Below are 17,095 nucleotides of genomic sequence, written 5' to 3' on the forward strand. Positions count from 1 at the left end.
GAAGATCAGGTGTGACGCGGCAGCGTCAAGAGGCGCTCGTCGACGTACGGGTAATGCTCCCGCACGTGGGCGACGTACGCCTGGTACGCATCCCACGGGTCGTCGAAAGCTCCGAGCGTTGCGTAGCGATCGCCGCGCTTCGCCTGCGCTCGCCACTTGCCGCGAGCCGCGTAGAAGGTCACGCCCGGGTAGCCGGACGTGTTGTTCTTGTACAGACGCGTCACGTGTTGCTTGTTCTCCGCCTGCGAGATCGCACGGAGGTGGCTGGGTTCCACGCAATCGCGAGTGCCGCACGTGTGGTCGATCTCGCAGCCCTCGGGTATCTCTCCCACGGACGCGGTGTAGGCCACGCGGTGGGCTTGCTCGTCTCGCCTGCCGTTTCGGATGCGGCCGTACCCATCGCGATTTCGGTAACCCGTTCATCGCAGGCATCCCGTGCGCGGGTCCCTGACGCTGCGTTCCTTCAGATGGATATCGACTCCTTCCCGAGTCGGTCACGCCCCGGGCTGTTAGCGCAGCGCCGGGGCTTCTCTGTGGAGTTAGAGCCCCGCTGACGGTGGGCTAGTCCGGTCGTCGTTCAGGCCTGGACGCGACGACGCGTCAGTGCGCCATCCCTGGCTGCCTTAGTTGTTGCGGGCGGCGCTTGCCGGCCTCGCTCGGTACTCGCGCAGCGCTTGGCATGGTCGCGGGTACGTCTGGGGCCGCGCCTGTCGGGGGCGCGGCGGATGATGTGGGCATGACTGATGACGAGCGCGCGATCCTCGTGTTCGAGGAGCAGCGACCGCGGAACGACCGGGGCAAGGAAGCGGCGGTGCGTGTCGAGTTCGGGGTGTCGTGGGTTCGGTACCAGCAGCAGCTGCTCCGGCTCGTTGCCCGCGATGACGTCCTGGCAGAGTTCGCGCCGGTCGCGCACCGGGTGCAGCGCGTGACCGCTGACCGTGTGGCGGCCCGCGCGGCGCGACGCTTCGCCTGAAACGACGAAAGCCCCCCGCGACGGCGGAGGGGCTTTCTAGGTCGTTCCCGGCAGTAGACACACTTCTGACGAGCAAGGTTCATCCTAGCAGATTCCGATGCATTCCGGTGATTGTCGAGGCGTGTCGGTGAGAGCCGGTTATCGCCGAGGTGTGTCAGTGATGGCCCTGACGACTGCCGCCTCGACGTCGATGCCGATGTTGTCGGCGAACCCGACGAGCAGCCGGCGCGGCCACTCGAACGTGCACGCCTGGCAGTAGACGTCGATCGTCTCCCCCGTCTGCCGGTCGCGGCGCATGACCAGCGCCCACTCGAGGTAGTCGTCGCCGTCGGTCGTCTTCGTGACCTTGTCGTGTCCGCACTTCGGGCATGGGGCGAGGATCTGCGCGTTCTTCGGGGGCGCGAAGAACGCCTCGATCGCGGCGACCCATCTCTCGGCGTGCCGGTAGGCGGTGGTCTCGACTCCCTGCCGGTAGACGGCCTTGTCGACGGTCAGGGCCGGAGCGTGCACGCGGACCACGTCGTGATCGCGGACGAGGTCGCCCCACGCCCTGACGTAGTCCTGCGCGTGCCCGAGCGGAGTCGGCGTCGGGTCGACGGCGGCGAGGGCTTCGGCGGCCTGCTGGGCGATCAGCTCGAGCAGGTCGACTGCTGCGAGGTCGATGGGCGGCTTGCTGCCGAACGACGCCCCGCCGCCCGTGGATTCCATCCCGCCGAAGACGGCCTCCTGCAGGCGCTGCAGGAGGCCGTCGTCGTCCGAGAGCTTGGCGATGAGCTCAGCGAAGCTGGCCCGGAGCTCGAAGGTCGGGATCTCGTCGCCGTCGGCAGGATGCGGCGAGCGCTCGGGGTTCGTGGTGGTTGGGGTCATGTGGTCTCCCTCGGTCATGCTGCGAGTGGTCCGATGGGACCTGTGGTCTTCGGTGCTTCGGTCTCGAAGTAGGCGGTGATGCCTTCCTCGTCACCGCGGACGTAGTAGTCGTCGTCGGCCATGACGATGCGACCTTTCGCCTTCTCGAACGCGAGGTCGGCCTGGTGGAGGAAGTCGCCGATGTCGCGTCGGCTGAGGCCCTCGGCGGTGGTGTTCTCCATCCGGACCTGGTGGCGGGTCACGGTGGTCGTTGCGTGCTGCGCGGTGTTCATGTGGTTCTCCTGCTGGGCTCGGTACTCGTCGAGGAGTCGCTGCTTGATCTGTGGGGTGTCACTGCGTTGCGTGGCTTCGGGGCATGGCCACTCGGTGACGGGCATCCAGTCGTCAGCTTCGGTGTTGTCGCTGCAGGCTTCGCAGCAGACGATGGGCGTCAGGGGGCAGTCGGACGGGTCCGCGCCACCAGACGGGTCCGCGTGCTCGCACGCTTCGTCGAGGCAGTCGGAATGCATCGTCTCGAGAACGACGGGCGTGTGTCCGGTCACTGGGTGGCTCCTTCCAGGGCTGCACGGATGCCGACGAGGAGCGACTCGGTGGTCACCATGCCGCCCCGTGACTTCCACTCACGGATCGCCTGTTCGATGACGGTCATCGGTTCGGGCATGTCGAACTGCTTGCCGATGTCCTCGCGCAGCTCTCGGCTGATCTCCTGCGACTCGGGGTCAGCGTCGAACCATCCGCGGATGAAGGCGTCGAGGTGATCGATGTCGATGATCCGGAGCGTCGAGGGCGGCGGGGTCGGGACAGGCAGCTCGTTGACGATGCTGCGCAGCTCCTCGACCATTCCCGCCCGGGAAGCCTCCGCGATCCGGGTGAGCAGCTCGTTCGGTGTCGGCGTGGTGTCGGCGGTCATGGCTGTTCCTTCCCGCGGCGCTCGCCGCTGGTCTCGTCGGTCTGGTGCGGGCAGGGCGTCGTGAAGAGCTCGACGAGGTTGTCCAGCTCGGCGCGGGTCGCTCCCCGGACGGTCCACCCCTGCTTGACCTCGCGGTCCCGCTCGCGCTTCCGCGGGGTGAGCAGCCTGTGAGCGGACTCCGCGGTCGGGTGCCGGATCCCGCCGACCGCGGAGCCGTCGATGCAGCCGCACGGCTTCACCAGGAACCAGTGCGTCGGGATCGTGAAGGTGGTCGTGGCCGCGTCGCTCATCGCTGCACCCCCTGGTGCTCGATCAGGGCGCGGCACCACTTCTGCGCGACCGCGGCGACCTGGATCAGCTCGTCGAACAGCTTCTCCGGGTCGTCTTCGGCGAGCGCTTCGAAGTGCTCCTCGACGAGGATGTGGCGGTAGGTCACGTCCCCGGCGGCGGTGGCGAGGTCGCACTCGCTCTTCGCCCAGTCGGCGATCTCAGCGGCTTGGTTGTCCTCGCTGATCGAGTAGTCGTCGTGGACGCCCTTGATCGGGTACGAGCGGGAGCCGGTTCCGTTCGGCAGGTGTTTCGGCGCACCCCAACGAGCATCCTGTCGGGCGCGCTCCTCGAGGACGAGGCCGCTGACGTGGGCATCGAGGTCGACGACTGTCTTCGGGTCGGGTTCCGGCGCGTCTGCGGCGGTGACGAGGTACTGCACAGCGGCGGGGAAGACAGCGTCGGGCTGGCCGTCGTAGACGACGCTGACACGGTCGGGATCCCCGGTCGGGTAGTCGGTCACGGTGGCCCACTCGGCGGGCTCCGCCGGCGCGAAGTCCGGCGTGGGTGGAGTCCAACCGGTGAAGTACACCCGGTCGCCGGGCTTGAACAGGTCTGTCTTGGCATCGGTCATCTCGTGTTCCTCCTCTGGGAACGACCACGGCGAGCTCTCCGCTGCCGGAGGGCTCGCCGTGGTGGGGTCGGTTGGTTCGATGGGCAGGACTCTGGTTCGTCCTTGCAGGCCGGGGTGCAGGGCTCCCCCGGTGGGTGGTGCGGGTCGAGCATCAGGTGCCGGGGCCGAGCGATACGAGGCATGCGGGGCACTTGTCGCGCTGGTTGCCGCACTCCCACCCGGCCGCCCGGAACTCGTCGAGCGGCAGGTCGCGCTGGTCCCACGCCGGCCGGCTGCGCGTCTGCTGGCAGAAGTCGCACTCCATCCACCAGATGAGCTTCCGGGGGTAGTGGTTGTTGAGCTCTTGCGACAGCCGGGTCACGTCGTCCTCCGTCCGAGGCGTTCCGCGTGGATCGCGTTCTGTGCCTGCTCCTTGAGTTCGTCGGCCAGGTCGACGGCCTCCTGCGGTTCGAGCCCGTGCTGCGATCCCGGCACCTTGAGCACGACGGAACCCGGCACATGGTCAGCGGTGATCTTGCGGTCCATCAGTCGTCTCCCTCTTCGTCGTCGGCGTACTCGCGGCACATCAGGTCCGCGGTGCCCTCATCGATGCCCTGGTCGAGCAGCCGGACACGCCACTCCTCGCGGGTCAGTGCCATCGGTTCCTCCATGCGGTCTGACTGGCGTCGTCGAACCAGACCTGGGCGAAGCGGACGCCGCCGGCCGCGATGATGCAGCCGACGGCGTCGAGGGCGATCTGCAGGGCGATCACGTGGTCACCGCCGGCGGGGTCACGTCGCGGATCGTGGACGGGTCGATCGACGACTTCGGTCCGATACCGAGGCCGGACACCACCTGACCGTCCGTGCGTACCGCCCAGCGCCAGATGTCAGACGTTGCGGCTGCCGTGAACGTCGTCCCCGGCACCATGGCGGCGATGGACGGCGGTGCGGCATCTGCGCGACACGCGGTACACCCGTTCCGCATCGTGATCTGTCCCGGCTCCCAATGCGGGCAGGCGACCGTCTCGGCGGTCGGGGTCGGCTGCGAGAGGAGAGCGCGGAGCCTGTCGATCTCCTCCCACAGTTCGTCGTTGTCGCCCCACTCGGTGACGTCGCCCTCACCGCTGACGTCGGCCCAGTGCAGTTCGGCGTGGCCGAGGTCACCCTGGCAGCGGACGCCTTCCATGCCGTCGTTCACGGCGGAGCACTGCGACACCGGCACCTGCACGGACTGCTCAGGCACGGTTGGCTCCTTCCTGCTCGAATACGACCTGCAGGGCGCGTCCGTTCTCGACGAGCTCCACGTGCACGCCCGTGACGCCGAGGAGCCCGACGACGCGACCGCCGGGCCCGAAGACGTTGAGGCGGGTGACGCCGAGGTACGTGACGCTGGTCTCGTCGGACAGCAGCGGCGACGCCGGCGAGGTGGCGATCGCGCTCTTCTCGCAGCTGCAGGGCTCGCCGTCGCGGGTCATGAGCAGCCGGCACAGCTCGGCGTGCGGGACCGCGGCGAGCGCTCTGCGGAGGGTGTCGATCTCGTCGGCGGAGTCGGTGAGTGCTTGGGCGGTTCCGGGGAGGCCCATCGCTTCCATGTTGCGCGCTCGGGTGCGCTGCTCGGTGGTGTCGACGGTCACGAGACGGCCTCGTACGTCGCGGCGAAGATGTCGGGCTTGCAGGGGTAGGTCTCGCCCTGCACGCCGACGATGATGAAGTCACCCGGGGAGGCAGTGATGACGCCCTCGAGGGTGGAGATGCGCAGCTCGGCGTGCTCCCGGTGCTCGGTCTCGTTCGTCTCCGCGAACGACGGCACCTGCGAGTCGGGGTGGTTGTCGAGGATCCAGCTGATGATCCGGCCGGCGTCGTTGACCGTTCCGTCCCACTGCTCGGCATCAATGACGACGGGCTTCTTGCGGTACTGGGCCACGATGGGCCTCCTGTCTGCGGCGAGCGCCGCGTGATGCGGCGAGCGCCGGCCCCGGAGTAGTGGGGTCGGCGCTCGTCGGGTGTGGGTGGTCACTGCTGCGGTGCGGCGGTGACTTCGTTCTTGTGGTCGCGGTGCCAGGCCTTGCGCTTGGTGCCGCTGGTGAGGACTGCGGAGGTGGCTCCGCAGCTGCAGAGTGCGTAGCCGGTGCCGGAGGTGGTCCAGCCGGGGGTGACGCGGAGGTGCTGGCCTCGGCGGTCGCCCTTGCGATAGGCAGCACCCTCGGAGCGGAGCTCGTGTCCGGGCACCCGGGTGGTGGCGGGCATCAGTCGGCAGCGGGTGCGGACTCGACCTTGGTGAAGCCGCTCCGGAGGCTGTGGGCCGCGACGACAGTGGTCTTCCCGATGAGGTGCGGGCGCTCGTCGTTGCTGATGGTCTCGGCGACGAATCGAGGGCGGCCATTCCAGTCAGCTGGTGCTTCGCTGGTCAGGCGGAGCCGGCGGTTCCGCTCGTTGCTGTGTCGGTCCTCGTAGACGTCACCCACGGCGGGCGTGGGCTTCTTGCTGGCGTTCGACATCGATCTCCTTCGGCGGGTCGGGTTCAGGCTGCGGCTGCGGCCGCGGTGCTGGGTGGGCTGTACGGGTTGTCGTTGTAGGGCAAGTCGAGTTCTTCTCGGATGCGGAGGACGGTGCGGTCGGAGCAGTGGAGGCGTTCGGCGATGTCGGGGTCGGTGAGGCCGTAGCTGTGGAGCTCGGTGACGGCCAGGCGGCGTTCGGCGGGGGTGAGGCGGACGTCCTCACCTGCGACGGCGAGCTCGACGGCCATGTCGTCGACGCTGTCGTTGCGGAGCGCTTCCGCGGGGCGGTCGTCGAGGTCGATGTCGTCCCAGGCGAGTGGCGGGTGCCAACCGTGCGCCTTGGCGTAGTTCACCGAGCGGTTGTACGAGTTGAGGTCCACGGAGCGGGTGCGGTCGGGGAGCTTGTCCCAGAGATCGGCGAACAGGGCGACGATCTTGCGGTGCATGCCCGCCGTGACGTGGTCCGCTCGGAGGATCATGTTGAACTGCGCGGGACTCATGCCGAGGCGGGACGCGAGCTTCCGCTGCGACCAGCCCTGCCGCACGAGCGCTTGGATGCGGCGGTGCGTGCCCTGTGAGCTGATGAACCCGCGGTCCGCGACGTGCCGCACCTCCGGGCGGACGGCGAGGATGCGGCGGGACAGCTCCGCGCCGACCCTCTTCGGAGGGTGTCGGCGGGTGTCGGTCGACTTCCCGGTTCGCCCGTACATGAGGTTCCGGATGCCGGCCTCGGTGACGTTCGCGATCATCGCGACGCGGTCGATGCCGATCCCGAAGTCACTGAGCGCTCTGACGTGCCGCCTGGCGGGGGCTGCGTCGACCATCGGCGGCGGCTGGTACCGGCCATACAGCTTCGCCCGACGGAGCGCACGCGCGCTGCGTGTGTGTTCCGACCGGCAGGCGGCGCAGCGGCAGCGGTGGGATGAGTAGCAGGTGCCGGTCTGCCCGTGCTTGTGGTCGGGCGGGCAGACGTGCTCCTTCGATTCTCTGGTCATGGTGTTCCTCGGATGTCAGTGGTTGGTGCCTACGCGACTCCCGGGAGGTCGAGGACGTCGACGGCGATGCGTCGGATCTCGTCTCGCTTCTCGCAGGCGCGGGCGATGTACGCGGTGGGTTGCAGCACGGGCGTGCGGGCCCGGCGGAGGATGACCTGCGCGAGCTCGATGCCGTGGCGTGGGTTCAGGTCGCCGACGATCGGCTCGAGGAGCCCCAGCACGGCGGGGAGGTCGTCGACCCCGGCCCGTTTCGCTTCGCTGATGACCTCTTCGGACAAGTCAGTCCTCGGGCTCGCACGGTCACCTACGTGACTTGACTCGGGATCGTTAGTCGTGTCAGTCAGTGGGGACGGGACGGGACGGGACTGGGACGGGACGGGGTGTTCGGACACCGGATCACGTCCGGGCGGTGTCCCACTGGGACTCCGCTTGGACTGTCTCTGGTTCGCTTTCCGGACGCGTTCCGCTTCCCGATCAGCGACCGTCTTCTCTCGGCTGGGGTTGTAGACGAGGAAGTCGTGGATCGAGATCCCGCCGGGCGGCGCTGGTCGGCACTGCTCCGGCCCGCTCGTGCAGTCGTCGCCTGGCCGGTGCCAGAGGCCTACCCGAACCAGTTCGTCGATGTCGGTGTCCTTCGCGTCGAGCTCGTCGAGCTCGTGCTCCTCGAGCCGTCCGTCGGTGAGGGCGCGCACTGCGTAGTTGCCGGCGAGCGTCCAGAGGCCGACGCACTGCTGGCGTCGCTTCCTCGGGATCCGGATCACCTTCTGAGAGACCCCGAACTGGTCGTCGATCTTCTGCCACACCATCAGGTGCCTCCTCCATCCATGCGTCTTCGCGCCTCGTGGTCGCTGATCTCCGTGATTGATCCGTCGTCGCCGTACAGCGCCCAGCCCTTCCGGACGGTGACGCCGTCGAGGTTGCGGTACCAGCGGCGCGCGGGCCACTGAGTGGGGTCGGCCCACCGTGGGACTGCCCAGCCGTCCGCGAGGGCGTCCGCGGGATGCTCGGTCTTCCACAGGTGACAGATGAGCCCGAGGGTCTGCAGGTTCGACGGAACGGTGTTGCCCGGCTGCCGGTTCTGCCGGTGGTCCTGCTGGGGTGCGCCGCACCAGCCGAGGCAGCGCTGGCAGGTGAGGTCGTCACGGCCGGCGGCGATCACGTACGCCTGCTTCTCCTCGGCCGCGGTGGGCTTCGCCGTCTTCGGGCCGATCACGACGCGCCCTTCCAGCTGTAGAGGGCGACGCCGGTCTGTCGCCAGCGGTCGGCGATGGGGCCGACTGCGGCGACGTAGCGGTGCTTCTGCCCCTCGTGGGTGACGATGACCTCCGGGGCGTGGAGCTCCGTGGCCGCGGCGATGGGGACTCTCTCGCCGTCGGAAGGGCCGCCGTCGAGGAGTGCGGTGGTGCAGATCACGCCGCCACCTCCTCTGCCGTCTGGACAGCTCCGGCGAGCGCCGCGGTGATGACGGCTTGTCCGAGGAGGGGTGGGACGGCGTTGCCGATCTGCAGGAACCGCTTGCCGCGGTTGCCCTGGAACGGGAAGTCCGCGGGGTAGGACTGCAGGACGGCGGCCTCGGATGGGGTGAGGCGTACGCGGGAGGTGGGTGAGTCCCACTGGGGGACCTTGCTCGTGATCGTCACGGATGGTTCGTGCAGGGCCCGCTCGGTGCGGCCACGTTCTTCCGCGGTCGCTCCGGCGCGGCCGTTGTTGCTGTAGTTCGACCGCTGTACCCAGTCGGCGCGGTCGGTGTAGCGGGCGAGCTTCGCGATCGGCTCAGCTCCGCCGGTCTCTGTGCCGCCGCCGGTGATGGTCGGTGACGGTCTGCCCGTCATCCCCCACCCGAGCGCGTCGGCCATGCTCACCCAGGGCAGAACACCCGGGTCCCGACGCTCCGGGTCGCGGGAGTAGAACCGGGAGTGCGTCGGCTCCGGCATCCGCGCCGGCAGCCCGTCACGCCGAGCAACCAGGATCGCCCGGCGACGCGTCTGCGGCACCCCGTACTGCTCAGTGCCCAACACCCCGGTCACCACCGAGTACCCCAGCGCCCGCATCTCCCTCGCGACCGCCTCCCACACCGGCAACACCGCAGGCACCTGCTCGAGCACCACGTGCACCGGCCCCGAGTGCGCCACGTACGCCAGCGGAGACAACACCAGCGCCGTCCGATCATCGAGACCCGCAGCGCTCGCCGCATCTCGGAGGGCGGTGCCCTTCTGTGCCCACGCTCCGGTGCGGATCAGTGCGAGGACGTCGTCGAGCGCCTTCCGACCTGCTCCCTTCCCAGCGACGCTGAACGTCTGGCACGGCGGCGACGCGATGAGGAGATCGTGGTCGGGGATGACGGCGGGGTCGGCCAGGCCGTCCCAGACGTCGCGGTACGCGGTGTGCATGCCAGCGGCGGTGCGTGAGGCCACAGCCTCGGGCATCAGCTCGACGCCGTGCTCCTCGATCCCGAGGCGCTGGCAGGCGACGCCCCAGCCGGTTCCGGCGAAGAGGTCGAGGGCGATCATGCGGCTGCTCCAGATTCGTAGAGGTGTCGGTCGAGGACCTGGCGCTCGTACGCGGCGACGGTCACTCGGGGGTGGGTGGCCCAGTGCTCGATCAGCTCCTCCGACGCGTACGCCCGGGCGCGCGCCTCGTTGCCGATGAACAGGTCCCAGGCGTCGATACCGGCGCGGCGACCTCGGTCGTTGAGAAGCCGACCGCGGCACGCCTCGGATGCGGCTTCGTAGGCCGCCAGGCGGTACTCCTCGAACTCGGCTCGGATCTGCTTGTAGAGCTCGATCCCGAAGCCGACCGCGGCGCTGCCGTGTCTCTTCGTCATGCGGGTCTCCGGACAGTGATGGGCTCGCCGATGTTCACGGTGAACGACGCCTGGTCGACGCCCTGACGGACGACGAGCTGCATGCGGTTCGGCGAGGTGGGGTCGGGTGGGCGGACGCCGACGAGCCGCCCGATCGTGCGGTGCTGCGGCTCCCGGGAGAGCCGGTGGCCGGCGGTGCGGAACGCGATGACGAGGTCGACGTCGGTGGTCTGCAGCAGGCGGGCGGGGGTGGTCTCCTCGACGAACGACGGGCGGGTCTGCTCGAGATGGGCGAGGATCCGGCGTCGTTCCCGGCCGCGCTTGCGGCTCACGACGCGTCGTCCTGGTCGTCGGTCTTCCACCAGTCGGTGACGACCAGGCTCTCGTCGACCGCCTCGAGGTCGCGGCGCATCTCGCTCGCGCGCCGCGACCGGTGGTAGTTCCGCCAGGACCGCGGGGCCAGGTCGCCGGCGGCCTTGTCGTCGTCGCTCACAGCGCGGACGGGAGGAACAGAGCGGCGAGGACCGCGGCGAAGAACGCGAGGGCCAGCAGGCTCTCCTTGGCCTTCGGGCCGATCACAGGTCACCACCGCCTGCGATGACGAGCACGGCGCAGACGACGAGTGCGCCGGTGACGAGGGTGAAGTAGGCGGCCCAGGCGATGCGGGTGCAGAGGTCGTTCATCGGACGGCCTTCCAGGTGCGGCTCTTGCCGCCGCTGCTGGTCTTCCCGTACTCCTTGGTCCAGACGACCTTGCCGGCGACGACGAGCTCGGCGCGGCGGGATCGGATCGACTGGTCGGAGGGGACCGTCAGTCCGTGCTCGGCGGCGTACCGCTTGTACTCGTCGATGAGCTGCTCGTCGGTCAGGCCGGCCGAACGGTCGAAGAACGACGTCCGGGCGGGGAGGAGCTGCAGGATGCGCTGCTGCACCTCGGTGGGGTTGTGCGCGGTTCTGGCGGCGAGGTGGCTGGTCTCGACGTCGTGTGTGCGGGCTGCGGGCATGGCCGAGCTCCTTCCGTGTGTGGAGGGCTGGTGAGGGTGCAGCGACGGCGGAGGTTCGGGTCAGCTCCGTCGCTGTCGTGGTCTGCCGAGGACGTCGAACCCCGGTCGCTCCGGCTGCGCGTCGCCGGACCTGTCAGACCTGCCGGCGCACCGCGGATCTCGCGGCCTGACGGCGGTCACGTCGTCGTCTCCCTGTTGCGCGGGGTGCCTGTGTTCCAAGGCCGGACGAGACGTGCATCGCTTCTTCGACTGCCCTGGCCACGTACCGCTCCACACGTCTGTGCTGGGGACGCGATCGCTCCGTGGCTGGGTGAGCCCTCTGTGTAGTTCTGATGTTGCGAGCGCGGCGACGGCGTGCTCCGCGGAGCCGTTTCGAGGCGCACCAATCAGCGCCCTCCGTGAGGCGCGCGGATCGGAAGATGTGGAACCGGTGGTTACGCGGCTCTTTCAGAGCGGAGGCGTGCGATCCACGCATCTGCTTCGGTCGGTTCGATCAGGTACTTCGTCCCGTAGCTGATTGCCACGAGCCGGTGCGCCTTGATCTCGTTGCGGATGGCCTGTGCGCTGAGTCCGGTAGCGGTCGCCAGCTCCTTGACGGAGTAGAGGAGCGTCCCGGGGCGCGTCGGCATGTCCGTGTTGGTCATGCGGCACCTGCCATGAGTTGAGCGGGGTTGATACGGAAAACGCCGCCGACGGTGGCGAGCTCGGGCCACGTGAAGTCCGACTCACCGAGGAGTCGTTCACGCAGCACGGGCTCGCCGATGTCGGCGGCGTGCGCGAGAGTGCTGATGTCGACACCGCGCTCCTGCATCACGGCTGTGATGCGCTTCGCGACGGTGTCGGTGACGGTTGCTCTCTCCATGTGGCTAGCTTACTCCCCACTTGGAGAGTGTCAAGCACATATGTGCCCATACGCCACGTTTCTCGTCCATATGGCCGGTAGGCTGCTCCATGTGGAGAAGTCAGTCATCAACGAGGCGCTCGCGGCAGAGATCCGCGCGGAGCGCGCGCGCAAGAAGGTCACCATCAAGCAGCTGGCGCTAGCGACCGGCATGGTGGAGTCAACCCTGAACCGCGTGCTCGCCGGCCAACGTGACATCAACGTCACGCAGATCGGCCTGATCGCGCGCGCACTCTCGATCGACCCGTCCACCCTTGTGGACCGCGCCGTCGCATCTATGGGAGGGCTGGATGTGCTGGTGTCAGAGGTGCAGAGCAACAATGGGACTCCACTTCGACCCGTCGAGGACTTCACCCTGGAGGACCTCGACAAGGAGCGGTACGCGGCGAACCGCGACAAGGAAGCGGACACGGACGAGCAGTTTGACTGACCACCGACCTGGGGGGACATGTACGACCCATACGAGCACGCTGCGGAGCTCGGGATCACAGTGATCCATCGTCCAATCCGGACCGAGAACGGCCGGTGGTACCCGCAGCACAACCTCATCGTGATTCGCGATGGACTTCGGAGAGTTCACGACCGGTCAGCCCTCGCACACGAGGTCGCTCACGCACTGCTCGGTCACCATGACGATCGACCGAAGCACGAAGTCCAGGCCGACCGTCTCGCTGCGGAGAACTTGATCGACCTGGACCAGTGTGTGGAGTTGATGAAGTGGACGCCTGACTGCGCGCGGTTGGCGCGCGAGCTCGACGTCTCTACGCGCCTAGCTCGAGTGTTCCTTCTGACGCATCGCCTCGCGGGTTGAAGAGCTCGGAGAACTTCGTCATCCCGAGCCGCATGCGCGCGATGTCGTGCCGGCGGCGGTAAGCGTTCGTCTGCAGCCGGGATGCGTGGCCGGCGATCTGGACAATCAGGTCGTCGTCCACGCCGGCGAGGGTGAGGAGATCGATCGCGCCGTGGCGGAGATCGTGGAGGCGGACGTTCCGGTCGATGCCGGTCTGCTTCAGCAGGGTGCGCCAGTCGCGCGAGTGGTCGTTCGGGTCGATGGGCCGGCCGCGATCGGTGAAGACGAGCCCGTTGTCGCCCGGTGGGTACGCGGCCATGTGGTGCTCGAGGATGGACGCGAGCGGATCGACGAGCGGAATGATCCGCCAACCGTTCTTCGACTTCGGCCGCGTCAGGAACAGTCCGCCCTTGACGTGCCGGTACTCGTAGTCCGCGGGCGCTTCGATGTGCCGGGCAGGGCACTCCGCACCGCGGAGGTTGAGGCACTCCCCACCGCACCCGTGCTGCCATGTGAAGCGCTGCAGCTGCCACGAGATGTCGAGGACATCGGACACCCGGTCAGCTTCGAGACCGATGATCTCCCCGCGGCGAGCGCCGGTGAGGAGCGTCGTTGCCCAGAGCGCGAACTCGGGCCCGCCAGAGTCGCGCACGTGTGCGTAGACGTCGAGGGTCTCTTGGAGGTCGAGGACATCGAGGTCGGGGACACCCTTGCGGGGCGCGGCCATCATCTTCGCCGGGTTGATGCTGATCCGCCCTTCACGTACCGCCCACTCGAGGGAGGCAGACATGATCCGGTGCGCGAGGTTCGCGGTGTCCGGTGATTGGCCGGCTCGGAGCATGGCATCGCTGACGCGGCGGATGATCGTCGCAGACAGCCCGGAGAGCCGCGTGGTTCCGATCGTCGGGATGACCCACTTGTAGGTGATCTGCCGGTACCGCTCGGCGGTCTTCGGCCGGACTTCACGGACCGCGATCTGCTCGTACCAGTAGGTGAACCACTGCTCGACGGTCATGTTCGCGGTGGGGATGTCGCCGCGCTTGCGCAGCTCGGCGCGGGCCTCGTCGAGCTTGGCGAGGACGACGCCCTTGTCCTTGTTGCGGATGACCCTGCGGCGGCGCTTGCCGTCGAGTGGCGGGAGCTCAACGGCGACGGTCCAGTAGCCACGCCCGTCCTTGTAGACGGACGATTCGCCCTTACCTCGCGCCATGTCTGCTCCTAGTTGCTGCTGCGGTCTTTGCCGTTGGCGGGGACTCCGTTGTCCCCTACTGCTCTTCTGTCGTGCTGTCGGTGGTCACGCATAGCGTGGTCGTGTTCCTCTCGTGGTTCAGTCACGGGTTGGGATTCAGGGCTGGTCCGTTGCCGCGGGCCAGTCCTTCGTCGTCAGTGGAGACGTCTTCTCTTGAGCTGCTGCAAGTTGTGGTGCCAATCGTGTAGCCATGCCTATCGGCACATCGTGTTGTCGGTGGGCCGTATGGTCAGCATAACTACCCCATGGTGCACATGCAACTCCATATGGAGAGATTACACCGTACTTGTAATACGGGGGTTGCGGGTTCAAGTCCCGCTGCCGGCCCCGGATGAAGCGATGCCCCGGGCGAAGTCTCGCCCGGGGCATCGGCACACGGAACGCGGATCAGGGGGCGTTCCGGGCGCTGGACGCGGTAACCAGCCGGTCGTGCGACGAGGATGACACCTCACCGACCCGCACGTCCACACCCTGACCCCACATCCGCGGAAATCCGCACGATGTGCACGAACGCGCAGCGGCCCTGTCCGCTCAGCGACCGCCCGTGATCTTCCGCTCCCGCTGCGCCACGCCGGCCGTGCCGTAGGGGTAGTCGTCGATGCGGGGAGCGCTGGCGTCGGTCAGCCGGGCGAGCTCGTCGTCGGTGAGCACCAGGTCCGCGGCACCGAGGTTGTCCTCGAGCTGCGACAGGGTGCGGACGCCGAGGATCACGCTCGTGACCGCGGGACGGGCCAGCAGCCAGGCGAGTGCGACCTGCGACTTCGACGCGTCGTGGGCGTCGGCCACCTCGGAGACGGCGTCGAGCACCTCCCACGTGCGCTCGTCGCCGTTGCGGGCCTCCCACGCCTCCATGCCGCGCTGCGGGTTCTCGCCCAGGCGGGTGGCGCCGGTCGGGGCCTCGTCACGCTGGTACTTGCCGGAGAGCCAGCCGCCGGCCAGCGGCGACCAGGGCAGCAGGCCGATGCCGGCGTCGAGGCAGGCGGGCACGACCTCGTGCTCGATGTCGCGGACGAGCAGGTTGTACTGCGGCTGCAGGGTGACGGGCGGCGCCCAGCCGTGCGCCTTCGCCTCGTAGACGGCCTTGGTGACCTGGTAGCCGAGGTAGTTCGAGAACCCGTAGGAGCCGATCTTGCCGGCGGACACGGCGTCGTCGAGGAACCGCAGGGTCTCGTCGATGGGGGTCAGGGCGTCCCACGCGTGCATCTGGTACAGGTCGATGTGGTCGACGCCGAGCCGCTCGAGCGAGGCGTCGAGGGCCACGCGCAGGTGTCGTCGGGACAGGCCGAGGTCGTTCGGGCCGTCGCCCTGCGGGAACCGGCCCTTGGTGGCGAGGACGACCTGCGCGGCCTCGGTGGGATGTGCTGCGAGCCAGCGGCCGATGATCCGCTCGGACTCGTTGCCGGAGTAGACGTCCGCGGTGTCGACGAGCGTGCCGCCGGCTGCCACGAAGGCGTCGAGGATGGCGTGTGAGGTGGGTTCGTCGGCTTCACTGCCGAACGTCATGGTGCCGAGGGTCAGCGTCGACACCGATGTCCCGCTGTTGCCGAGGAGTCTGTAGTCCATGGCGGGGACGGTACGCCCGGTGCCGTCCGACCGAGGGGACCCACGAGTACCCCTCAGCGCGGGGCGGACAGGAACCGCAGCGCCGCTTCGCGGAACGGCCGCGAGGTCGGGGCGTTGGAGTGGTTCCGCCCCGGGATCTCGAAGAAGGTGGCGTCCGGTGCGGCCTCGGCGAGCCGGACCGCGCTGTCGCGGATGCCGTCCTCGCTGCCCGCGGCGATCAGGAGCGGCTGCGCCGGGGCGTTCTCCGGGGTCGGCTCGATGCTGTTCCGCATCCCCTCGACCATGGCCACGAGCGCGCCGAGGTCGTTGCCCTCGACGTTGCCCGCCATCGTCAGGTACCCGTTGGTGACGCGGTCCTCGATGGGGGTGCCGTCCGCGATGTACGCCTTCGCCTGGTCGACGCGGACGCGACGCATCGGGTCGGCGTCCGGGATCCCGCCGAACACCGCGCGCGAGATCCGGCCCGGCAGCCGTTCGGCGGTGTGCCAGCCGACCCGTGCGCCGAGCGAGTAGCCGAGGAACGCGACGTCGTCGAGCAGGTACGTGTCGATGACCGTGGTGACGTCGGCGACGAGCAGGTCCATCGAGTAGGCACCCGGGTCGTGCGGCTTCGCGCTCGCGCCGTGCCCGCGCTGGTCGAGTGCCAGGACCCGGTACCCGGCACGGACCAGGTGCCGTGTCCAGCCCGAGGCGTGCCAGTTGAGCACCGCACCGGACGCGAAGCCGTGCACCGCGATGACGGCCGGGGCGTCGGGGTCGCCGAAGTCGTAGGTCGCGAGTCGCAGGCCGTCGGGCGACATCACGAACCGGGGGCGGGGCGCTTCGGGGACGAGTGACATGTCCTCTCAAGCGTATCGGGGCAGTGTGGTGGCCATGGACGGCTACGGCGGCGATCAGATCCGGGCGGCGGAACGCCCCCACCTCGACGCGGGGGAACCCCTGATGCAGCGTGCCGCCGACGGGCTCGCGCGCATCGTCGGCGACCTGCTGGACGACCCGGCCGTGCGGCCGGTCGACGGGCCGGGATCCGTCCTCGTGCTCGCCGGCAGCGGCGACAACGGCGGTGATGCCCTGTTCGCGGGCGCACGCCTGGCAGCGGCCGGGAGGCACGTGGCGGTCCTGCGCGTCGGCTCCCGTGTCCACGAGGCCGGCCTGGCAGCGGCGCTGGACGCCGGCGCCCGTCTGCTGGACGGCCCGTCCGGCGCCTCGGGACCGGACTCGGGCGGAGCGGCCGACATCCTGCGGGCCGCCGGCCGGAGTGACGGCGAACGCCTGGCGGACGTCGCGACCGAGGCGGCGCTCCAGGCCGACCTGGTGCTCGACGGCATCCTCGGCATCGGGGCACAGGGCGCGAACGCGCTGCGGTCCCCCGCACGCGAGGTCGTGGACGCCATCCGTGAGCTCGCCCGCGACCAGCGTGCGCCGTTCGTCGTCGCGGTGGACGTGCCGAGCGGCATCGACGTCGACACCGGCGGCGTCGCGGACGACCACGTCCTGCACGCCGACGTCACCGTCACCTTCGGCGGTGTGAAGGCCGGCCTGCTGACCGGTCCAGCCGCCACCCTCGCCGGGCGGATCGAACTCGTCGACGTCGGGATCGGTGCGGACCTGGCGACGACGGAGCCGCTGATCCGCACCTGACCCCTCGCCCGTCGGCGTTG

General features: G+C 69.0%; 32 protein-coding genes and 1 tRNA gene. 5 read left to right on the forward strand and 28 right to left on the reverse strand.

All coding sequences use genetic code 11. The features are described from left to right. Positions 1–5: 5 nt before the first annotated feature. Positions 6–350 carry an HNH endonuclease signature motif containing protein gene (locus DEJ30_RS11985; RefSeq protein WP_181420122.1) on the reverse strand — a complete coding sequence of 115 codons (345 nt, stop codon included), beginning with the start codon at positions 348–350 and terminating at the stop codon, positions 6–8. Positions 351–736: 386 nt separating this feature from the next. Here DEJ30_RS11985 and DEJ30_RS11990 point away from each other — a divergent pair, with 386 nt between their 5' ends. Continuing rightward, positions 737–973, forward strand: a complete 237-nt coding sequence (locus DEJ30_RS11990) for a DUF3263 domain-containing protein (protein ID WP_181420123.1) — start codon at positions 737–739, stop codon at positions 971–973. Between the two features lie 138 nt (positions 974–1,111). On the opposite strand, the gene DEJ30_RS11995 is transcribed toward DEJ30_RS11990, so the two are convergent. The 24 genes from DEJ30_RS11995 to DEJ30_RS18240 all read right to left on the reverse strand — a co-directional run bounded on the left by DEJ30_RS11995 (position 1,112) and on the right by DEJ30_RS18240 (position 11,793). Beyond that, a complete protein-coding gene (locus tag DEJ30_RS11995) occupies positions 1,112–1,840 on the reverse strand; it encodes a hypothetical protein (protein WP_146238578.1) in 729 nt (242 codons plus the stop codon). A gap of 14 nt (positions 1,841–1,854) precedes the next feature. Next, positions 1,855–2,382 (reverse strand): hypothetical protein, encoded by a 528-nt coding sequence (locus DEJ30_RS12000; RefSeq protein WP_110861712.1) that lies wholly within the window; start codon positions 2,380–2,382, stop codon positions 1,855–1,857. After that, the gene (locus DEJ30_RS12005; protein WP_110861714.1) at positions 2,379–2,750 is read right to left on the reverse strand and encodes a hypothetical protein; all 372 of its coding nucleotides are present in this window, start codon (positions 2,748–2,750) and stop codon (positions 2,379–2,381) included. Before DEJ30_RS12005 ends, DEJ30_RS12000 begins: the two co-directional genes overlap by 4 nt. Continuing rightward, entirely contained in the window at positions 2,747–3,040 is a 294-nt protein-coding gene (locus DEJ30_RS12010) for a hypothetical protein (RefSeq protein WP_110861716.1), read from the reverse strand. The genes DEJ30_RS12005 and DEJ30_RS12010 overlap by 4 nt, the downstream gene beginning before the upstream one ends. After that, positions 3,037–3,651 (reverse strand): hypothetical protein, encoded by a 615-nt coding sequence (locus DEJ30_RS12015; RefSeq protein ID WP_110861718.1) that lies wholly within the window; start codon positions 3,649–3,651, stop codon positions 3,037–3,039. Before DEJ30_RS12015 ends, DEJ30_RS12010 begins: the two co-directional genes overlap by 4 nt. Positions 3,652–3,802: 151 nt before the next feature. Beyond that, positions 3,803–4,012, reverse strand: a complete 210-nt coding sequence (locus tag DEJ30_RS12020) for a hypothetical protein (RefSeq protein ID WP_110861720.1) — start codon at positions 4,010–4,012, stop codon at positions 3,803–3,805. Further along, a complete protein-coding gene (locus DEJ30_RS18230) occupies positions 4,009–4,176 on the reverse strand; it encodes a hypothetical protein (RefSeq protein ID WP_181420125.1) in 168 nt (55 codons plus the stop codon). Before DEJ30_RS18230 ends, DEJ30_RS12020 begins: the two co-directional genes overlap by 4 nt. A gap of 103 nt (positions 4,177–4,279) precedes the next feature. Continuing rightward, complete coding sequence (locus DEJ30_RS18550) at positions 4,280–4,402, reverse strand: hypothetical protein (RefSeq protein ID WP_258369908.1); 123 nt, start codon at positions 4,400–4,402, stop codon at positions 4,280–4,282. After that, positions 4,399–4,875, reverse strand: coding sequence for a hypothetical protein (locus tag DEJ30_RS12025; protein WP_110861722.1), 477 nt, complete (start codon positions 4,873–4,875; stop codon positions 4,399–4,401). Before DEJ30_RS12025 ends, DEJ30_RS18550 begins: the two co-directional genes overlap by 4 nt. Then, positions 4,868–5,266 (reverse strand): hypothetical protein, encoded by a 399-nt coding sequence (locus DEJ30_RS12030; RefSeq protein ID WP_110861724.1) that lies wholly within the window; start codon positions 5,264–5,266, stop codon positions 4,868–4,870. The genes DEJ30_RS12025 and DEJ30_RS12030 overlap by 8 nt, the downstream gene beginning before the upstream one ends. Further along, positions 5,263–5,556, reverse strand: a complete 294-nt coding sequence (locus DEJ30_RS12035) for a hypothetical protein (RefSeq protein ID WP_110861726.1) — start codon at positions 5,554–5,556, stop codon at positions 5,263–5,265. The genes DEJ30_RS12030 and DEJ30_RS12035 overlap by 4 nt, the downstream gene beginning before the upstream one ends. Positions 5,557–5,645: 89 nt before the next feature. Next, on the reverse strand, positions 5,646–5,879 hold the full coding sequence (locus tag DEJ30_RS12040; RefSeq protein WP_110861728.1) for a hypothetical protein: 234 nt from the start codon (positions 5,877–5,879) through the stop codon (positions 5,646–5,648). Then, a complete protein-coding gene (locus tag DEJ30_RS12045; protein WP_110861729.1) occupies positions 5,879–6,130 on the reverse strand; it encodes a hypothetical protein in 252 nt (83 codons plus the stop codon). Before DEJ30_RS12045 ends, DEJ30_RS12040 begins: the two co-directional genes overlap by 1 nt. Positions 6,131–6,153: 23 nt before the next feature. After that, positions 6,154–6,954, reverse strand: coding sequence for a helix-turn-helix domain-containing protein (locus tag DEJ30_RS12050; protein WP_110861731.1), 801 nt, complete (start codon positions 6,952–6,954; stop codon positions 6,154–6,156). A gap of 200 nt (positions 6,955–7,154) precedes the next feature. After that, positions 7,155–7,931 carry a hypothetical protein gene (locus DEJ30_RS12055; protein WP_110861733.1) on the reverse strand — a complete coding sequence of 259 codons (777 nt, stop codon included), beginning with the start codon at positions 7,929–7,931 and terminating at the stop codon, positions 7,155–7,157. Further along, complete coding sequence (locus DEJ30_RS12060; protein ID WP_110861735.1) at positions 7,931–8,338, reverse strand: hypothetical protein; 408 nt, start codon at positions 8,336–8,338, stop codon at positions 7,931–7,933. The genes DEJ30_RS12055 and DEJ30_RS12060 overlap by 1 nt, the downstream gene beginning before the upstream one ends. Next, positions 8,335–8,538 (reverse strand): hypothetical protein, encoded by a 204-nt coding sequence (locus DEJ30_RS12065; protein WP_110861737.1) that lies wholly within the window; start codon positions 8,536–8,538, stop codon positions 8,335–8,337. The genes DEJ30_RS12060 and DEJ30_RS12065 overlap by 4 nt, the downstream gene beginning before the upstream one ends. Continuing rightward, positions 8,535–9,635 carry a DNA cytosine methyltransferase gene (locus DEJ30_RS12070; RefSeq protein ID WP_110861739.1) on the reverse strand — a complete coding sequence of 367 codons (1,101 nt, stop codon included), beginning with the start codon at positions 9,633–9,635 and terminating at the stop codon, positions 8,535–8,537. The genes DEJ30_RS12065 and DEJ30_RS12070 overlap by 4 nt, the downstream gene beginning before the upstream one ends. Then, the gene (locus DEJ30_RS12075) at positions 9,632–9,949 is read right to left on the reverse strand and encodes a hypothetical protein (protein ID WP_110861741.1); all 318 of its coding nucleotides are present in this window, start codon (positions 9,947–9,949) and stop codon (positions 9,632–9,634) included. The genes DEJ30_RS12070 and DEJ30_RS12075 overlap by 4 nt, the downstream gene beginning before the upstream one ends. Then, entirely contained in the window at positions 9,946–10,260 is a 315-nt protein-coding gene (locus tag DEJ30_RS12080; RefSeq protein ID WP_110861743.1) for a hypothetical protein, read from the reverse strand. Before DEJ30_RS12080 ends, DEJ30_RS12075 begins: the two co-directional genes overlap by 4 nt. Beyond that, on the reverse strand, positions 10,257–10,421 hold the full coding sequence (locus DEJ30_RS18235) for a hypothetical protein (protein ID WP_181420126.1): 165 nt from the start codon (positions 10,419–10,421) through the stop codon (positions 10,257–10,259). Before DEJ30_RS18235 ends, DEJ30_RS12080 begins: the two co-directional genes overlap by 4 nt. Positions 10,422–10,607: 186 nt before the next feature. Next, positions 10,608–10,931 (reverse strand): hypothetical protein, encoded by a 324-nt coding sequence (locus DEJ30_RS12085; protein ID WP_110861745.1) that lies wholly within the window; start codon positions 10,929–10,931, stop codon positions 10,608–10,610. A 434-nt stretch (positions 10,932–11,365) separates the two neighbouring features. Next, the gene (locus DEJ30_RS12090) at positions 11,366–11,575 is read right to left on the reverse strand and encodes a helix-turn-helix domain-containing protein (protein WP_110861747.1); all 210 of its coding nucleotides are present in this window, start codon (positions 11,573–11,575) and stop codon (positions 11,366–11,368) included. Next, complete coding sequence (locus tag DEJ30_RS18240) at positions 11,572–11,793, reverse strand: hypothetical protein (protein WP_181420127.1); 222 nt, start codon at positions 11,791–11,793, stop codon at positions 11,572–11,574. Before DEJ30_RS18240 ends, DEJ30_RS12090 begins: the two co-directional genes overlap by 4 nt. Positions 11,794–11,884: 91 nt before the next feature. On the opposite strand from DEJ30_RS18240, the gene DEJ30_RS18245 reads away from it, so the two are divergent. After that, positions 11,885–12,262: a helix-turn-helix domain-containing protein gene (locus DEJ30_RS18245; protein ID WP_181420128.1), complete on the forward strand. Its 378-nt coding sequence runs from the start codon at positions 11,885–11,887 to the stop codon at positions 12,260–12,262. 18 nt (positions 12,263–12,280) lie between these two features. After that, complete coding sequence (locus tag DEJ30_RS18670) at positions 12,281–12,643, forward strand: ImmA/IrrE family metallo-endopeptidase (RefSeq protein WP_110861752.1); 363 nt, start codon at positions 12,281–12,283, stop codon at positions 12,641–12,643. Here the strand turns inward: DEJ30_RS18670 and DEJ30_RS12105 are convergent. After that, positions 12,594–13,832 (reverse strand): tyrosine-type recombinase/integrase, encoded by a 1,239-nt coding sequence (locus tag DEJ30_RS12105; RefSeq protein ID WP_110861754.1) that lies wholly within the window; start codon positions 13,830–13,832, stop codon positions 12,594–12,596. The genes DEJ30_RS18670 and DEJ30_RS12105 overlap by 50 nt on opposite strands. Before the next feature lie 258 nt (positions 13,833–14,090). On the opposite strand from DEJ30_RS12105, the gene DEJ30_RS18250 reads away from it, so the two are divergent. Continuing rightward, positions 14,091–14,199, forward strand: a tRNA-Thr gene (locus tag DEJ30_RS18250). A 203-nt stretch (positions 14,200–14,402) separates the two neighbouring features. On the opposite strand, the gene DEJ30_RS12110 is transcribed toward DEJ30_RS18250, so the two are convergent. Both DEJ30_RS12110 and DEJ30_RS12115 read right to left on the reverse strand, forming a co-directional pair. Further along, positions 14,403–15,434, reverse strand: coding sequence for an aldo/keto reductase (locus DEJ30_RS12110; RefSeq protein ID WP_110861756.1), 1,032 nt, complete (start codon positions 15,432–15,434; stop codon positions 14,403–14,405). 53 nt (positions 15,435–15,487) lie between these two features. Next, the gene (locus DEJ30_RS12115; protein WP_110861758.1) at positions 15,488–16,273 is read right to left on the reverse strand and encodes an alpha/beta fold hydrolase; all 786 of its coding nucleotides are present in this window, start codon (positions 16,271–16,273) and stop codon (positions 15,488–15,490) included. On the opposite strand from DEJ30_RS12115, the gene DEJ30_RS12120 reads away from it, so the two are divergent. Then, the gene (locus DEJ30_RS12120) at positions 16,272–17,075 is read left to right on the forward strand and encodes an NAD(P)H-hydrate epimerase (RefSeq protein ID WP_258369911.1); all 804 of its coding nucleotides are present in this window, start codon (positions 16,272–16,274) and stop codon (positions 17,073–17,075) included. The genes DEJ30_RS12115 and DEJ30_RS12120 overlap by 2 nt on opposite strands. Positions 17,076–17,095 lie beyond the last annotated feature (20 nt).

This window comes from Curtobacterium sp. MCPF17_003 (assembly GCF_003224385.1).
Lineage (GTDB): Bacteria > Actinomycetota > Actinomycetes > Actinomycetales > Microbacteriaceae > Curtobacterium > Curtobacterium flaccumfaciens.

Bases quoted from the DNA above. Each gene is read 5' to 3' on its own strand.
- DEJ30_RS11990 (WP_181420123.1), top strand. From the start codon at position 737: ATGACTGATGACGAGCGCGCGATCCTCGTGTTCGAGGAGCAGCGACCG.
- DEJ30_RS11995 (WP_146238578.1), bottom strand. From the start codon at position 1,840: ATGACCCCAACCACCACGAACCCCGAGCGCTCGCCGCATCCTGCCGAC.
- DEJ30_RS12005 (WP_110861714.1), bottom strand. From the start codon at position 2,750: ATGACCGCCGACACCACGCCGACACCGAACGAGCTGCTCACCCGGATC.
- DEJ30_RS12010 (WP_110861716.1), bottom strand. From the start codon at position 3,040: ATGAGCGACGCGGCCACGACCACCTTCACGATCCCGACGCACTGGTTC.
- DEJ30_RS12015 (WP_110861718.1), bottom strand. From the start codon at position 3,651: ATGACCGATGCCAAGACAGACCTGTTCAAGCCCGGCGACCGGGTGTAC.
- DEJ30_RS18230 (WP_181420125.1), bottom strand. From the start codon at position 4,176: ATGGACCGCAAGATCACCGCTGACCATGTGCCGGGTTCCGTCGTGCTC.
- DEJ30_RS12040 (WP_110861728.1), bottom strand. From the start codon at position 5,879: ATGCCCGCCACCACCCGGGTGCCCGGACACGAGCTCCGCTCCGAGGGT.
- DEJ30_RS12045 (WP_110861729.1), bottom strand. From the start codon at position 6,130: ATGTCGAACGCCAGCAAGAAGCCCACGCCCGCCGTGGGTGACGTCTAC.
- DEJ30_RS12050 (WP_110861731.1), bottom strand. From the start codon at position 6,954: ATGGTCGACGCAGCCCCCGCCAGGCGGCACGTCAGAGCGCTCAGTGAC.
- DEJ30_RS12055 (WP_110861733.1), bottom strand. From the start codon at position 7,931: ATGGTGTGGCAGAAGATCGACGACCAGTTCGGGGTCTCTCAGAAGGTG.
- DEJ30_RS12070 (WP_110861739.1), bottom strand. From the start codon at position 9,635: ATGATCGCCCTCGACCTCTTCGCCGGAACCGGCTGGGGCGTCGCCTGC.
- DEJ30_RS12075 (WP_110861741.1), bottom strand. From the start codon at position 9,949: ATGACGAAGAGACACGGCAGCGCCGCGGTCGGCTTCGGGATCGAGCTC.
- DEJ30_RS12085 (WP_110861745.1), bottom strand. From the start codon at position 10,931: ATGCCCGCAGCCCGCACACACGACGTCGAGACCAGCCACCTCGCCGCC.
- DEJ30_RS12090 (WP_110861747.1), bottom strand. From the start codon at position 11,575: ATGACCAACACGGACATGCCGACGCGCCCCGGGACGCTCCTCTACTCC.
- DEJ30_RS18240 (WP_181420127.1), bottom strand. From the start codon at position 11,793: ATGGAGAGAGCAACCGTCACCGACACCGTCGCGAAGCGCATCACAGCC.
- DEJ30_RS18670 (WP_110861752.1), top strand. From the start codon at position 12,281: ATGTACGACCCATACGAGCACGCTGCGGAGCTCGGGATCACAGTGATC.
- DEJ30_RS12105 (WP_110861754.1), bottom strand. From the start codon at position 13,832: ATGGCGCGAGGTAAGGGCGAATCGTCCGTCTACAAGGACGGGCGTGGC.
- DEJ30_RS12110 (WP_110861756.1), bottom strand. From the start codon at position 15,434: ATGGACTACAGACTCCTCGGCAACAGCGGGACATCGGTGTCGACGCTG.
- DEJ30_RS12120 (WP_258369911.1), top strand. From the start codon at position 16,272: ATGTCCTCTCAAGCGTATCGGGGCAGTGTGGTGGCCATGGACGGCTAC.
- DEJ30_RS12115 (WP_110861758.1), bottom strand. From the start codon at position 16,273: ATGTCACTCGTCCCCGAAGCGCCCCGCCCCCGGTTCGTGATGTCGCCC.